Origin of the sequence: Amycolatopsis sp. EV170708-02-1 (assembly GCF_022479115.1) — a bacterium.
Taxonomy (GTDB): domain Bacteria; phylum Actinomycetota; class Actinomycetes; order Mycobacteriales; family Pseudonocardiaceae; genus Amycolatopsis.
In genome coordinates, this window is record NZ_CP092497.1 from 8,442,328 (window position 1) to 8,455,483 (window position 13,156).

Genomic DNA, 13,156 nt, shown 5'->3' on the forward strand with positions numbered 1-13,156 from the left:
CGCGGGATCCGGGGCTTTCGGCTTCCGAGATCCGGACGAACCCGGACATTGACTCGCCTTAAACTCCCTATCACGTTTTGATAACGTACATTGCGTGCCACCCAGCCGGGGTGCGTGATCCTTGAGAGGGCAAGGTCATGAGTCAAGGAATTCTTTCCCCGTTGCGGCCGAGGCGCAGGTGCGTTTCGGCCGGTCAGATCGTCTGTCTGAGCATTCTCACCGGATTCACCGCGGCGCTGACCTTCGCCGGCACCAGCTCCACGATCGCCGCCGGGATCGCCATCGCCCTGTTCGGCGCCGTTCTCCGCCAACCCGCGCCCGCCAAGGCACTCCGATGAACACGGAAGCGGAGTTCATGGCGCGGCTGCGCGAACTCCGTGACCGAAGCGGCCTCAGCATCCGCGCGCTGGCTGCCGCGACCGGCTGGTCCCGCAGCACCTTGGCCGACCTGCTGGCCCGGAACAGCTTGCCCAGCAACGAAAACCAGATGCGAGTCCTGTTACGCGCCCTGCTCCGGACGGTCCCCGACGAGCTCGGGGTCGACGAGTATCTCGCCGACTGGCGTCACCTGATCGGACGTCGCCACCACCGCAATGGCGGATGCGCGCCGCTCGACCGGATACTCGTCGCGCTGGAAATCGCCGCACAGCGCGGCGGCGCCGAAGCGCCGGGCCTTCGCAAAGCGAAAGAAATCGTTCAGCACGAAGGTTCCCTACGAAAGTTCCCTCCTCGCGGTGAATACGCCGCGAATTCACCTGGATGTCCCGTTCCGCCCGTACTCTCCGACCCGCTCCATCCCGCACCACCACATCAGCGGATGTCTCGGAGGCACGAGTGAAGCGACGGAATTTCCTGCGCGCGGCCGTGGTCGGCGCCAGCGTCACGGCGTTCGGAAACAGGCTCTCGGGAGCGGCTCTCGCCGCGCCCGCCCAGAACGGACCCAGCCCGTACGGCGCCCTCCAGGCGGCCGACGCGAACGGGATCCAGCTGCCGGCGGGATTCACCAGCCGCGTCATCGCGAGGTCCGGCCAGCAGGTCGCGAACACCGGGTACACCTGGCACAGCGCCCCGGACGGCGGCGCGGTGTTCGCCGACGGCAGCGGCTGGATCTACGTGTCGAACTCGGAGATCACCCCCGGCGGCGGCGCGAGCGCGGTCAAATTCGACGCGAGCGGGAACATCACCGGCGCCCACCGCATCCTGGCGAACACGCGCCAGAACTGCGCGGGCGGCAAGACTCCTTGGAACACCTGGCTTTCCTGTGAAGAGACCGATCTCGGTTTCGTCTACGAATGCCAGCCGAACGGCCCGGCCACGGCCGCCGTCCAGCGGCCCGCGATGGGGAAGTTCAAGCACGAGGCCGCGGCGGCCGACCCGGTACGCAAGGTCGTCTACCTGACCGAAGACACCTCGGACGGCTGCTTCTACCGCTTCGTCCCGACGACCTGGGGCAACCTCTCCGCCGGGACGTTGCAGGTGCTCAAGGCGGGCACGGCGACCTCGGGCAGCTTCACCTGGGCGAACGTTCCCGACCCCGACGGCTCCCCCACCGCCACCCGCAACCAGGTGTCCGGCGCGAAGCGGTTCAACGGTGGCGAAGGACTGCACTACGCCAACGACACCGCATGGTTCACCACCAAGGGCGACAACCGCGTCTGGCAGCTCAACCTGACGAACAGTACCTACGAGCTGGCCTACGACGACTCGCTGGTCAGCCCCGGCTCGGCCCCGCTGACCGGCGTCGACAACGTCACCGGGACCTCGTCGGGCGACCTGTACGTCGCCGAAGACGGCGGCAACATGGAGATCTGCATCATCACGCCGAACGACATCGTGGCCCCCTTCCTGCGGATCAACGGCCAGAGCTCGTCGGAGATCTGCGGCCCCGCCTTCACCCCGGCGGGCAACCGGCTGTACTTCTCTTCCCAGCGTGGCACCTCCGGTTCGTCCTCGGGCGGGATCACCTACGAGGTGACCGGCCCCTTCCGCTCCTGAGCTCCTGCTGGTGAACCCACGTCCGCTATCGCGGTGGCAGGGCGCCCTGCCACCGCGATAGCGAGGCCTTCGACCAGGGCACATCTCAGCTCCCCCAACAGGCTCTAAGACCGGCGTGCGGGGCGCCCGACCCAGGCGCCCCGCACGGCTCAGGCGTCGATACGGGACTTCTCACGGAGACGGCTCACCACGAAGAGGGTCAGGGCGACAGCGACGGCGGCGATCACGAAGTACTGGAAGAACCCGGCGTATTCCTCGACCAGATGCCAGCTCTCCCCGAGGCCATAGCCCGCCAGGACGAACACCGTGTTCCAGATCAGGCTGCCCAGCGTGGTCAGGGCCAGGAAGCGCCAGAACGGCATGCGCTCGATTCCGGCTGGCAGGGAGATGAGACTGCGGAAGATCGGCACCATCCTGCCGAAGAACACCGCCTTGGTGCCGTGCTTCTGGAACCAGGCTTCGGTCTTGTCGAAGTCGGACGCCTTGACCAGCGGGATCTTCGCCATCCAGCGGCGTGTGCGGTCGCGGCCCAGCAACAGGCCGAGGTAGTACACGATGATCGCGCCCGCCACCGAGCCGAACGTCGTCCACACCAGCGCTTCCATCAGCGTGAACGTGCCCTGACTGGCGGAGAACCCGGCGAGCGGGAGGACCAGTTCGCTGGGGATCGGCGGGAAGAGGTTGTCCAGGCCGACGATGATCGCGGCGCCCGGACCACCCAGCGCGTCCATCAGTGACACCGCCCAGCCGGCGAGTCCTCCCATCGGTTCACTGGCGGTTTGGGCGAGAAGGAGGTTCATGGCGGCCTTTCGTGGTCGTCTGCGGATGTCAACGAACGTACGAATCGCCCGGGTTCCGCACACTGGGGTGAAGCGGCACAAATCACTGCGGTAAACCGCAGTACCGATCTTCGGCTACCCCGCTAACCTGGCGTTATGCCCGTTCCGGCAGCGATGCGCCGCTATCTGCGCAAAGCACTCCGCGCCACACTCGGTCTGGCGATCGGCGCCATGACCGCTGTCGCGGAGTTCTTCTACGTGCTCTTCGGCGGAATCGCGCTCGCGGTCCCCGCGCTGCGGCAGCCCGTCTTCGCCGGTGCGCGCGCACTGTCCGAAGTGGAACGGCGACGACTGGAGAAGTACTTCGGCGAAGAGAACGCCACGAACTACACCGATCGCCGCGCGATGGCCTATCTCGTCCCGCGGTGCGTCATCGGCCTGCTCTGTGCCGCGATTTTCGTCCTGATCCTGCTGGGCGCCGCTTCCGGCCTGATCATCGCCGCTCAGCTTGTCGAGGGTCAGTCGCCCGGAGGAGGAGCACCGGCAGACTGGTACGACCCGCTCACCACCGTCCTCTTCGGCGGGTTACTCGTATTCCTTTCCGTGCAAGGGCTCATCGGAGCCGCGACGCTGGACGCCAGGCTGGCGAAGCGCTTTTTCGGTCCCAGCAAAAGCGAAAAGTTGCGCCGGCGGCTCTCCGAACTCACGACCAGCCGGGCCGAAGTGGTCGAGGCGGTCAACGGTGAGCGCCGCCGGATCGAACGTGACCTGCACGACGGCGTCCAGCAGCGGCTCGTCGCGCTGGGGATGCTGCTCGGCCGGGCGCGTCGCGCGAGCGACCCGGAGCACGCGGCGGATCTGCTCCGGCAAGCACACGAGGAATCACAGCGCGCCCTGGTGGACCTGCGAGAGGTCTCGTGGCGGGTGTATCCGATCGCGCTGGACGCGGACGGGCTGCATCCCGCGTTGGAGGCGCTCGCGGAACGCTCGGGTATCCCGGTCCACCTGCGGGTCGACCTGCCGGAACGGCCACCGCCGTCGATCGAGACCGTCATCTACTTCGTCGCTTCCGAGGCGGTCACCAATACGATCAAGCACGCCGCGGCGACGCGGATCGACATCGAGGTGGAGCGGGACGGGGACAAGGTGCGGGTGCGGATCACCGATGACGGAACGGGCGGGGCGCGCGAGTCGGGCGGCGGGCTTTCCGGCCTCGCGATGCGCGTCGCGGCGGCCGACGGAAAGTTCACTGTGGACAGTCCACTGGGCGGTCCGACAGTGGTGACCGCGGTGCTGCCATGCGGGTGATCCTCGCGGAGGACTCGACCCTTCTGCGCGAGGGGCTGGTCCGGCTGCTGGTCGAAGAAGGACACGAGGTCGTGGCGTCGGTCGGCGACGGCGAAGCGCTCCTCTCGACGACGGCCGCACACAGGCCGGACGTGATCGTCACGGACGTCCGTATGCCGCCGACCCACACCGACGAGGGCCTCCGCGCGGCGCTCGAGATCCGGAAACGCTGGCCGGAGATCGGGGTGCTGGTGCTCTCGCAGTACGTCGAGAAGCGCTACGCCGCGGACCTGATCACCGGCGACGGCGAACGCGTCGGTTATCTCCTGAAGGACAGGGTCGCCCAAGTGGGCGAATTCCTGGACGCGCTCGACCGGATCGCCGCGGGTGGTGCGGCGTTCGATCCGGAGGTCGTCCGGCGGTTGCTCGCCCGGACCACGCATACCGATCCGCTCGCGAAACTGACCGTCCGCGAACGTGAAGTACTGGAGAAAATGGCGCAGGGCCACACGAACCCCGGGATCGCCGAGTCGTTGTTCATCTCGCTGAGCGCTGTCGAGAAGCACGTGAACGCCATTTTCGACAAGCTCGGGCTGGCCAGCACCGCCGGCTACAGCCGTCGAGTCCTGGCCATCCTTCGCTATCTCGGGTCCTGACCCCCGAGTTGACAGGCAAGCGACGGCTTGCCTATAACTGGGTCGTGGACGGCGACCTGTTCAAGGCGATCGGCGACGCGACGCGACGCACCATCCTGGACGAGCTGACCGAAAAGGACGGTCAGACCCTGTTCGAGATCTGCGGCAGGCTGACCATGAAACATGGCTTGACCTCGTCGCGGCAGGCCATTTCGCAGCATCTCGCGATGCTCGAACAAGCGGGCCTGGTGCGTACTCGGCGACAGGGCCGCTACAAGTTCCACCACATCGACACGAGCCCATTGCGGTCGATCGTCGAGCGGTGGCCCATCGACCGAGAGGAACCGAACCCGTGATCCGGATCAACATCACCAGCGTCTTCGTCGACGACCAGGCCAAGGCCCTCGACTTCTACACCGAAAAACTGGGGTTCATCAAGAAACACGACGTGCCCACCGGAGACGCCCGCTGGCTCACCGTGGTCTCCCCGGCGAATCCCGACGGCGTCGAACTGCTGCTGGAACCGGACGGACACCCCGCGGCGAAGCCGTTCAAGAAGGCACTCGCCGGCGACGGCATCCCGTTCACGCAGTTCGCCGTGGACGACGTGTACGCCGAGGTCGAGCGACTCAAGGGGCTCGGCGTCGAGTTCACCCAGGACCCCGTCGACATGGGGCCCGTGGTCACCGCCGTCTTCGACGACACCTGCGGCAACCTGATCCAGCTCGCCACGATGAAGTAGACCCGGCGAAACAGGGCGGGGCCTGGTCCACCGTGGACCAGGCCCCGCCCGAAGATTTACTGCTGCACCCACTCCACGAGTTCCACGGGCACACCGTTCGGGTCGGTGACCATGAAGAGACGCTCTCCCCAAGGCTCTTCCCGCAGCGGCAGCGTGATCTCGACACCTTCGTCGCGAAGGCGCTTCTCCTCGGCCTCGAGGTTCTCGACCGTGAAGGCCACGATCACGCCGGACGCGCGCCGCTGCCGCAGGTTCTCCGGCAAGACCTCGATACCCGCCTGAAGCAGGACGATGGTCACCTTCGCGGTTTCGTGCCCGAGGGAGACGAAACCCTCCGCGGCCATCTGCTCGGTGAAGCCGAAGTGCTCGGTGAAGAAGCGACTGGACGCGGCGACGTCGTCGACGGTCAACGAGACGGTGGAGGCAAGGACGTTCATGGGCTATCCCCTTCGGTCGGCGATGAGTTTTCGGACGAGCTGAGCGGTCAGTACGACCGGCGGCGCGGCACGCCGGTCGAGCGGCGCACCGGCATCGAGCGGCCGGGGAACGGCTGCTGATGACGGCGGTCGTTCCGGCGGACCTGGGCGCGATTGGTGCCTTCGTTGCCTTGGGGGATTCGAGCGGTCAAGGAGCCTCGTCTCTCGCGATCGGTAGTACGGACGTAAGTTTACATCCGACCTACTGGAAGTCAAGGATATTTTTACGACGGTGGTAAACTTCGCTCATGACCAGCGCGGATGTGGGCCTTCGGGAGCTCAAGAAGCAGGAGACGCGGCAGCTGATCTCCGACCAGGCGACGCTTCTCTTCATCGAGAAGGGCTTCGAGGAGACGACGATCGCCGAGATCGCGGCCGCGGCGAGAGTCGCGAAGAAGACCGTCACCAACTACTTCGCGCGCAAAGAGGATCTGGCGCTCGACCAGCACGAGGAGTTCACGAACGGGCTGGCGAACGCCGTCCGCGACCGGAAGCCGGGTGAGTCGGCGCTGGCCGCGCTACGGCGTACCTTCCTGAACGCGGTGGCGGAGCACTCCCCCGTGATCGGCTTCACCGGGCCGGTCTTCGCGAAGATGGTGCTGGAAAGCCCGACACTGACCGCACGACTGCGTGAACTGCACGAACTGCGCGAAGCAGCACTCGCCGAACTGCTCGCGGCCGAGACCGGGGCCGACGCGGACGACGTCACCCCGGTCATGGCGGCCGCCGAACTCAACGCGATCGACCGCGTCCTCTTTCGCGAGGTCCTCCGACGTTCCCACGCCGGTGAGAGCAACGACGAGATCGCCGAAGCGCTGACAAAGGCGACCAAGCGGGCTTTCGAGCTGCTGGAGCCCGCCTTCGGCGGCTACGCGATCCGCGAATAGCCCTGGGTTTTGTCGGGGGTAACCGCTAGGTTTCGCTCCATGTCTGAGGGGACCTTGCTCGACGTCGTCTACTGCGAAGGCTGGGACCCGGCCGCCCGCGCACTGATCGGAAGGTTCTCCCCCGGTATCGCGCGGGAACGCGATGCTGCCGGAGAGCAGTACGCCGTCGCGCTGGTGCGTCCCGACACGGAAGAGCCGCTGGTGTTGCTCGAAATCGCGTGGAAGCACCACTTCGCCCGCTCCGCGCACTTCGACGAGCGGAGCAGGCGCCGCGGTTTGTTCGAGTTTCGCGTGCTCGAAGACGGTGCGCTGTTCCTCGTGAAGGTCGAGCAGTGGACCTACCATTTCGACGACCAGGAGGAGTTCGACGAGCAGAACGCCTGCCGGGTCGAGCTGTCCTTCGGCCCCGACGGTGACGGCTGGGTGAACAAGGCTCCTCGCGGCTACGGCGGCGGTTCCAGCAGCGGCCGCGTGCGAAAGCCGTTGTCCGAGCTGAGGATGCCGAAGCCCGCCTTCGGCGACTGGGAGCCCTTCACGAATCTCAAGCAGCTGACCCTCCGGACGCCGGACACCCCGGTCACCGATCCACTGCTTCCGGTCGAAGAACGTCCTTGGCGGCCCTCCGTTCCCTTGCGCCCCTTCGGAATCGACGAGATGTTCACGGCGGGAACACGCTTTTCCCTGAGCGGTGGCCATGGCGTCGCCGAGATCGAGCTTCGGGACGCCGGGAAACTCCGCATGCCCAGCGGCAGGCTCGTCGCGGCGGACCCGGCCTTCCTGGATTCGGACGCCGCGCACTTCACGGTCACCGTGCCTCCCGGCGAGTACCGGGTAGCGGTCTCGGTGATCCGGTTCGTCGACGAACCGGATCACGAACGGGTCGTGGCGGCCAAACTCGTCGTCGCCGACATCCCCGTCGCCACCTGGGAAGCGGCGCTCTGGCCCGGGCAGAACGCGCTTTTCCTCGGTGACGGGGAGTTCTACGGCTACGGCGTGGACAGCGGCACAGGCTGTTTCACCGACGCCGACGCCCTCCCCGAGGAGATGGACGACGAACTCCTGGAGAAGTTCGAGGAGGTGGACCCGCATATCGACGTCACCCCGGACGGAGCCGACGGCAACATCATCGCGTTCACCACCGGCTGGGGAGACGGCAGCTATCCGACCTGGATCGGCCGGGCGGCCGACGGCACGCCGGTCTGTTTCGCCACCGACATGCTGATCCTGAACCGTGCCCGGATTCTCACAGCCTGAGCGGGGATCATGACGGCATGACCTTCACCGCAGAAGAGATCGCGTACCTGCGCTCGCAACCGTTGGCCCGCTTCGCGACCCTGTCGGAAGACGGTGAACAGCCCGACGTCGTCCCGCTGGCGTTCGAGTTCGACGGAACGCATTTCTGGGTGGGCGGCGCGGGCGCGTCGGTCCTCGCGACCCGGAAGTTCCGCAATATCCGAGCGGGGCAACGCAAAGTCGCCTTGCTCGTGGACGACCTCGTCTCACTCGACCCGTTCATCGCCCGCGGTGTCCGGATCTACGGCGAAGCCGCCGACCCGATCGAACGGATGGGAATCGTCGGCCCGGGCATCTATTCGCGCGTGACGCCGAAGGTGTCGTGGAGCTGGAACATGGCGGGCGAACCCGTGGGCGAGGCGTGGTATCCGTCGAGGCGCGCTGTTCACGGCGACACGTAGAACTCGCGGAGGACGACGGATCCGTGGGCGGGCTGCCCGCTCGCCGGTCCATTCTTGTCGGTGGCCGGCGGTACTGTCGGATCCATGCGGGAGCTGATCGTCACCGAGAACTGCACGATCGACGGCGTGATCGAACTGGCGGGCGACTGGTTCAGCCCGGGCGACACCGATCCGGATGTGGACCAGTCGGACGTCCTGGCCACGCTCCGGGAACAACGTGAGAACGCCGACGCGTTCCTGCTCGGGCGCGTCACCTTCGAAGACATGCGCGGGTACTGGCCGCACCAAACCGAAGACACGACAGGTATTTCCGCTTACCTCAACTCAGTGAACAAGTACGTGGTCTCGAGCACGCTCACGGAGCCGGAGTGGGAGAACACCACGGTGCTCTCCGGTGAGCTGCGCTCGGAGATCGAGAATCTGAAGGCCGCCGAGGGCAAGGACATCGTGACCACCGGCAGCATCTCGCTGGTGCGATCGCTCATCGCCGAGGGTCTCGTCGACGAGTACCGGTTGTTCGTCTATCCCGTCGTGGTCGGTGAGGGGCGTCGGCTGTTCGAGGGCGCCACCGGTGTTCCGAAGCTTCGCCTGGTGGAGGAGAAGGCGTTCGCATCGGGAATCGTTCTGCTGCGCTACCGCGCGGCGCCGAACTGACGCTTCACCGGGTCGTGCGGCGGGAATTCCCTGCTCACCCGCCGCTCGGTAGGGTTCGTGCTCCGGTTCGGCGACGGGAGAACGACGGAGGTGGCGCGCATGGTCGACGCGTCGAAGTTCACGGCCGAGGTGTTCCGTCGCGCGTCGGAACGGCCCGAGGTCCAGCCGAGGCTGGCTCGGGCGGCGACCTGCGTCCGGGAAGGCAAGTTCACTTGGGAGGAGGTCGCCACCGGGAATTGCGAGCACCCGCTCGCGCAGGCGCTGTTCGCGCCCAGGGCCCAGGAGAAGCTGTGGCCCCTGCTGGCCGAGGTCGCCGCGGAGCTCGAGTCGGACCCTCCGCCGGCCGAACCCCGGCGCGCGCGACGAGCACCGACGACGGACGACGACTTCAGCGAGTACACCTACCTCGAAGACCTGGCCGAACCGGATACGCGTCCCGCGTGGCCGCAACGGCGGGGTCGCGGCCGGTGAGCGCCCGCCGGCGGAAAACGGGATGAGGAGCGCACGGCCTCGCGCGTAGCGTCGGCGACCGTGATCAGTGAGACGGAGACAGGAGACGACGCTTCGGACGGCTGGTTCCCCGAGAGCGTGGCCGCGGACTACGACGAGCCGGGCGGAGCGAACGCGCCCGAAGTGGTGACGCCCGCGGTGGACGTCCTCGAAGACCTGGCCGACGGTCCGGTGCTCGAGTTCGCCGTCGGGACCGGGCGGATCGCGATCCCGCTGGCCGCTCGCGGCGTGCCGGTGAGCGGCATCGAACTGAGCCGGGCGATGGCCACGCGGATCGCGGGCAAACCGGGCGGTGAAGCGGTCGGCGTCACGATCGGAGACATGACGGAAACGCGGGTGGACGGCGAGTTTTCGTTGGTCTATCTGGTGTTCAACACGATCGGCAACGTGACCACCCAGGACGGGCAGGTCGACGTCTTCCGCAACGCGGCGGCGCATTTGCGCCCCGGTGGGCTGTTCCTCGTCGAGGTGGGCCTGCCGGATCTGCGCCGCCTGCCGCCCGGACAGGACATCGTCCCGTTCGCGATGGGGCCCAGCTACGTCGGATTCGACCAGTACAACGTGGTCACGCAGGAGTTCACGTCGAACCACGTCACCGTGACATCGGATGGTCAGGGGCGGTTCCGCCGCATCCCCTTCCGGTATGTCTGGCCTGCCGAACTGGACCTCATGGCGCGTATCGCCGGCATGCGCCTGAAGTACCGCTGGGCCGACTGGGACCGCTCGGAGTTCACCGCCGGGAGCACGAAGCACGTGTCGGTCTGGGAGCGCGGTTCGTGACGATGACGGCCGCGCTGACGACGAGCGGAGGCAGTGCCCACAGCGCCGTCGTGAGGTAGCCGTCCCGGGCGGGGAGCAACGCGCCCTCCGGGGTGACGGCGGCGAGCAGGAGACCGGCGAGAGCACTGCCCGCGGCCATCCCGATGCTGCGGGCGATCTGGTTGATCGAGAGCACGCTGGCCGTTTCCCCTTGTGGCACACCGGCCAGAACGAGCTTGGGCATCACCGCGAAGACCCCTCCGACGGCGAAACCGAGCAGGGCGATCGCGACGAGGACGAGAAGGAACGACCGGTTGCCGACGGCGAACAGCAGTGCGCTCACCACGGCGATCACGACCGAGAACGCGTACGTCCATCGTTCGGTGAGGCGCGCGACGAGCCGCGGAATCACTTTTCCCGCAACGAATCCGAGGAGAGAGAAGGGGATCAGCGCCGCACCCGCGGCGACGCCGGGAAGCGCGAAGCCGTAGTGGGCGCCGGCGGGAGTCTGCACGTAACGGGTGAACAAGCTGAACAGCAAGTACAAACCCGCGCCGGCGACGAGAATCGCCAGGTTCGCGCGAAGAATGGCACTTCGGCCGAGCAACCGGAGATTCACCAGCGGCGCCGTCGTACGCAGTTCGATGAACGCCCACCCGACCAGGACCGCGACGGAGCCGGTGAGAACTCCGACGCCCAGCCACGCGGTCGTCCATATCGAGGGCTCGGCGATGACCAGGAGGACACCGAGCGTGCCGAGAGCGAGAAGCAGCGTGCCGGGAACGTCGATCCGAGGAAGCTCGCCGGGCGCTTCGGCCGGCAGGAAACGCCAGGCGACGACCAGCGCGACAGCGGACAGGAGGAAGCCGAATCCGTACGCGACCCGCAGTCCCGCGAGCTGGTCGAGAAGGCTGACCACCGGATAGCCGACGCCGATGCCGACCGTCGACGCGACCGAAAGGGCGGCGATCGTCGATGTCGCGCGCTCGGGCGGCAGATGTGCGCGGGCGACGCTCATCAACAGCGCCCCGGCCGCGACCCCGAGCCCTTGCAGGCCGCGTCCGATCAACAGCGCCGCGTACGGAAGCGGGAGCACCGTCAGCAACCCACCCGCCATGACCAGGGCCAGGGTGATCAGGATCGTGGCGCGGCGGTACGGGCCGCTGCCGAGCCTGCCCAGCACCGGGCCCGCAATCGCGCCGCTGAACAGCGTCACCGTCAAGGTCCACTGCGCGGCGTCCAGCGAGACGTGCATACCCGTGGCGACCGGGGTGATCAGGGGCGCCCCGACGCTGCCGATCACCGCGCCCGCCAACGCCGTGCACACCAGCGCGGGGCTCAGCCGCTCGTCGTGCCGAACAGGGACACTCATCGGTTCGTCTCGGTGGTGATGTGCGTGAACAGCCCAGGCCGGATCCGGGTACGGACCCCCTCGGCCCACGCGGCGTCGACCTGCTCCACGTCCATCGCGGCGCCCGTGTTCAGCAACATCCCGAAGGCGAGGAAGGTCTTCACGGTCACCGGGTCGAGCCCGGTGCCGTCCTCGGCCGTGCCCCACATCCGCGCGAAACAGGACCGCACCGCGTCCCGCACCTCCGGGTCGCCACACGCGGCGAAGCCCTGAAGCTGCAACAACAACCCGGTCCGGTCGGCCAGCAGGTCGAAGTACTGCGCACCCATCGCCGAGAGCGCGTCCAGGCCGGTCTTCCCGTCGCCCGCGTCCCGCATCGCGGCACTGAGCCGCTCGAACGCGGCCTCGACCAGCTCCAGGAACAGGGCCTTCTTCGTCCCGAACATCCGGAAGACGTACGCCTGCGTGATCCCCGCCGTCTTCGCGATCGCCTCCGTCGACGCCCCGTGCAGCCCATGTTCCGCGAACTCCTTCGCGGCGATGGCGAGCACCTGGGCACGTCGTTCGGGTCCGCTCATTCGTCCGGCCATACCCTCAAAGTTACTGGTTACTAACCACTAACCAAAGGTGTCGCGCGCAACAAACAAAGCGGCCCCGTGACTGGGTCACGGGGCCGCTTTGGTGTGGCGAGTGAGGGATTCGAACCCCCGAAGGCAGTGCCGTCTGATTTACAGAGAGATCCCCTCATTGCCTCTGAGCTGCGCTTTCGTCGATTCGAAGTGCAACTTTGACGCACATTTGGCACAGACACGGGCGTCGAGGTTCTACCCCGACCTACGTCCAGCCGCCTCACACGGTTACATCTTGAACACCGACGTAACAAGGTGTGATGTTGGCCCGACATCGTGCTTACGATGCCGACACTGAGGAGAGGGCACCTTGGGCTCAGTAGAAGCGGTAGCAGCCGCGAGCGGCGGAGAGTGGGAGTTCTACAGAGACGAGCGCGGCATACCCGTAGTCAAGCTAGAGATCCACAACGGCGGCGACACCCCTCACGAGCGAGCCATGGTGCTTGCCGAGGTCGGCGATCTCCTGCGCGCCGCCGTACGCGGCGACCTGAAGCCTTACCTTGATATTGCTCACATCGTGAGGAACCCATTGATCTACGAGCTTCGCTGGAAGCTTGGCGACGAGTACACGCCGACGAAGCTGTGGCGACTGTACTTTGGCTGGCACAGCAACCGCGGGCCGCTCCGCATCGCACTCAAGTTCGGCTCGAAACCGCACGGGGAAGTCGGGCTGATCGTACAAAACGGCCACATCGATGAGGCCAGCGCACGCTACAAGCTATGGCTCAAGCGACCCCAACCAGGTAGTATAACCTAGA

At 66.8% G+C, this 13,156-nt stretch carries 19 protein-coding genes and 1 pseudogene; 14 read left to right on the forward strand and 6 right to left on the reverse strand.

The window, feature by feature from the left end:
• The first annotated feature begins 137 nt into the window (after positions 1–137).
• Together MJQ72_RS38475 and MJQ72_RS45245 are read left to right on the forward strand one after the other, a co-directional pair.
• On the forward strand, positions 138–338 hold the full coding sequence (locus MJQ72_RS38475) for a hypothetical protein (RefSeq protein WP_240595853.1): 201 nt from the start codon (positions 138–140) through the stop codon (positions 336–338).
• Positions 339–355: 17 nt separating this feature from the next.
• Positions 356–469, forward strand: a pseudogene (locus MJQ72_RS45245) (helix-turn-helix domain-containing protein); the annotation flags it as partial.
• Between the two features lie 30 nt (positions 470–499).
• On the opposite strand, the gene MJQ72_RS38480 reads toward MJQ72_RS45245, so the two are convergent.
• Positions 500–703 carry a hypothetical protein gene (locus MJQ72_RS38480; protein ID WP_240595854.1) on the reverse strand — a complete coding sequence of 68 codons (204 nt, stop codon included), beginning with the start codon at positions 701–703 and terminating at the stop codon, positions 500–502.
• A 131-nt stretch (positions 704–834) separates the two neighbouring features.
• Between MJQ72_RS38480 and MJQ72_RS38485 the strand changes: the two genes are divergently transcribed.
• The gene (locus MJQ72_RS38485; RefSeq protein WP_240595855.1) at positions 835–1,995 is read left to right on the forward strand and encodes an alkaline phosphatase PhoX; all 1,161 of its coding nucleotides are present in this window, start codon (positions 835–837) and stop codon (positions 1,993–1,995) included.
• Between the two features lie 149 nt (positions 1,996–2,144).
• Here the strand turns inward: MJQ72_RS38485 and MJQ72_RS38490 are convergent, their stop codons facing one another.
• Positions 2,145–2,795, reverse strand: a complete 651-nt coding sequence (locus MJQ72_RS38490) for a DedA family protein (RefSeq protein WP_240595856.1) — start codon at positions 2,793–2,795, stop codon at positions 2,145–2,147.
• A 135-nt stretch (positions 2,796–2,930) separates the two neighbouring features.
• On the opposite strand from MJQ72_RS38490, the gene MJQ72_RS38495 reads away from it, so the two are divergent.
• From MJQ72_RS38495 to MJQ72_RS38510, 4 genes are read left to right on the forward strand one after another with little or no spacing between them, the layout of a single operon-like run.
• A complete protein-coding gene (locus MJQ72_RS38495; protein WP_240595857.1) occupies positions 2,931–4,082 on the forward strand; it encodes a sensor histidine kinase in 1,152 nt (383 codons plus the stop codon).
• Complete coding sequence (locus MJQ72_RS38500) at positions 4,073–4,717, forward strand: response regulator transcription factor (protein ID WP_240595858.1); 645 nt, start codon at positions 4,073–4,075, stop codon at positions 4,715–4,717. Before MJQ72_RS38495 ends, MJQ72_RS38500 begins: the two co-directional genes overlap by 10 nt.
• A 44-nt stretch (positions 4,718–4,761) precedes the next feature.
• Positions 4,762–5,052 (forward strand): helix-turn-helix transcriptional regulator, encoded by a 291-nt coding sequence (locus tag MJQ72_RS38505; protein WP_073847289.1) that lies wholly within the window; start codon positions 4,762–4,764, stop codon positions 5,050–5,052.
• Positions 5,049–5,438 carry a VOC family protein gene (locus MJQ72_RS38510; protein ID WP_315860796.1) on the forward strand — a complete coding sequence of 130 codons (390 nt, stop codon included), beginning with the start codon at positions 5,049–5,051 and terminating at the stop codon, positions 5,436–5,438. The genes MJQ72_RS38505 and MJQ72_RS38510 overlap by 4 nt, the downstream gene beginning before the upstream one ends.
• A gap of 56 nt (positions 5,439–5,494) precedes the next feature.
• Here MJQ72_RS38510 and MJQ72_RS38515 read toward each other — a convergent pair whose 3' ends face one another.
• Both MJQ72_RS38515 and MJQ72_RS38520 read right to left on the reverse strand, forming a co-directional pair.
• On the reverse strand, positions 5,495–5,875 hold the full coding sequence (locus MJQ72_RS38515) for a VOC family protein (protein ID WP_240595859.1): 381 nt from the start codon (positions 5,873–5,875) through the stop codon (positions 5,495–5,497).
• Between the two features lie 47 nt (positions 5,876–5,922).
• A complete protein-coding gene (locus tag MJQ72_RS38520; protein WP_240595860.1) occupies positions 5,923–6,066 on the reverse strand; it encodes a hypothetical protein in 144 nt (47 codons plus the stop codon).
• A 96-nt stretch (positions 6,067–6,162) separates the two neighbouring features.
• Between MJQ72_RS38520 and MJQ72_RS38525 the strand changes: the two genes are divergently transcribed.
• From MJQ72_RS38525 to MJQ72_RS38550, 6 genes are all read left to right on the forward strand, one after another.
• On the forward strand, positions 6,163–6,801 hold the full coding sequence (locus tag MJQ72_RS38525; RefSeq protein WP_240595861.1) for a TetR/AcrR family transcriptional regulator: 639 nt from the start codon (positions 6,163–6,165) through the stop codon (positions 6,799–6,801).
• Between the two features lie 39 nt (positions 6,802–6,840).
• Positions 6,841–8,055: a DUF4241 domain-containing protein gene (locus tag MJQ72_RS38530; protein ID WP_240595862.1), complete on the forward strand. Its 1,215-nt coding sequence runs from the start codon at positions 6,841–6,843 to the stop codon at positions 8,053–8,055.
• Between the two features lie 17 nt (positions 8,056–8,072).
• Positions 8,073–8,495, forward strand: a complete 423-nt coding sequence (locus tag MJQ72_RS38535; RefSeq protein ID WP_240595863.1) for a PPOX class F420-dependent oxidoreductase — start codon at positions 8,073–8,075, stop codon at positions 8,493–8,495.
• Positions 8,496–8,579: 84 nt separating this feature from the next.
• Positions 8,580–9,149, forward strand: a complete 570-nt coding sequence (locus MJQ72_RS38540) for a dihydrofolate reductase family protein (RefSeq protein ID WP_240595864.1) — start codon at positions 8,580–8,582, stop codon at positions 9,147–9,149.
• Between the two features lie 99 nt (positions 9,150–9,248).
• Complete coding sequence (locus tag MJQ72_RS38545) at positions 9,249–9,620, forward strand: hypothetical protein (protein WP_240595865.1); 372 nt, start codon at positions 9,249–9,251, stop codon at positions 9,618–9,620.
• A 60-nt stretch (positions 9,621–9,680) separates the two neighbouring features.
• Positions 9,681–10,439, forward strand: coding sequence for a class I SAM-dependent methyltransferase (locus MJQ72_RS38550; protein WP_240595866.1), 759 nt, complete (start codon positions 9,681–9,683; stop codon positions 10,437–10,439).
• Here the strand turns inward: MJQ72_RS38550 and MJQ72_RS38555 are convergent.
• Both MJQ72_RS38555 and MJQ72_RS38560 read right to left on the reverse strand, forming a co-directional pair.
• Complete coding sequence (locus tag MJQ72_RS38555) at positions 10,390–11,790, reverse strand: MFS transporter (protein ID WP_240595867.1); 1,401 nt, start codon at positions 11,788–11,790, stop codon at positions 10,390–10,392. The genes MJQ72_RS38550 and MJQ72_RS38555 overlap by 50 nt on opposite strands.
• Entirely contained in the window at positions 11,787–12,359 is a 573-nt protein-coding gene (locus MJQ72_RS38560; RefSeq protein WP_240595868.1) for a TetR/AcrR family transcriptional regulator, read from the reverse strand. Before MJQ72_RS38560 ends, MJQ72_RS38555 begins: the two co-directional genes overlap by 4 nt.
• A 349-nt stretch (positions 12,360–12,708) precedes the next feature.
• Here MJQ72_RS38560 and MJQ72_RS38565 point away from each other — a divergent pair, with 349 nt between their 5' ends.
• The gene (locus MJQ72_RS38565; protein ID WP_240595869.1) at positions 12,709–13,155 is read left to right on the forward strand and encodes a hypothetical protein; all 447 of its coding nucleotides are present in this window, start codon (positions 12,709–12,711) and stop codon (positions 13,153–13,155) included.
• Position 13,156 lies beyond the last annotated feature (1 nt).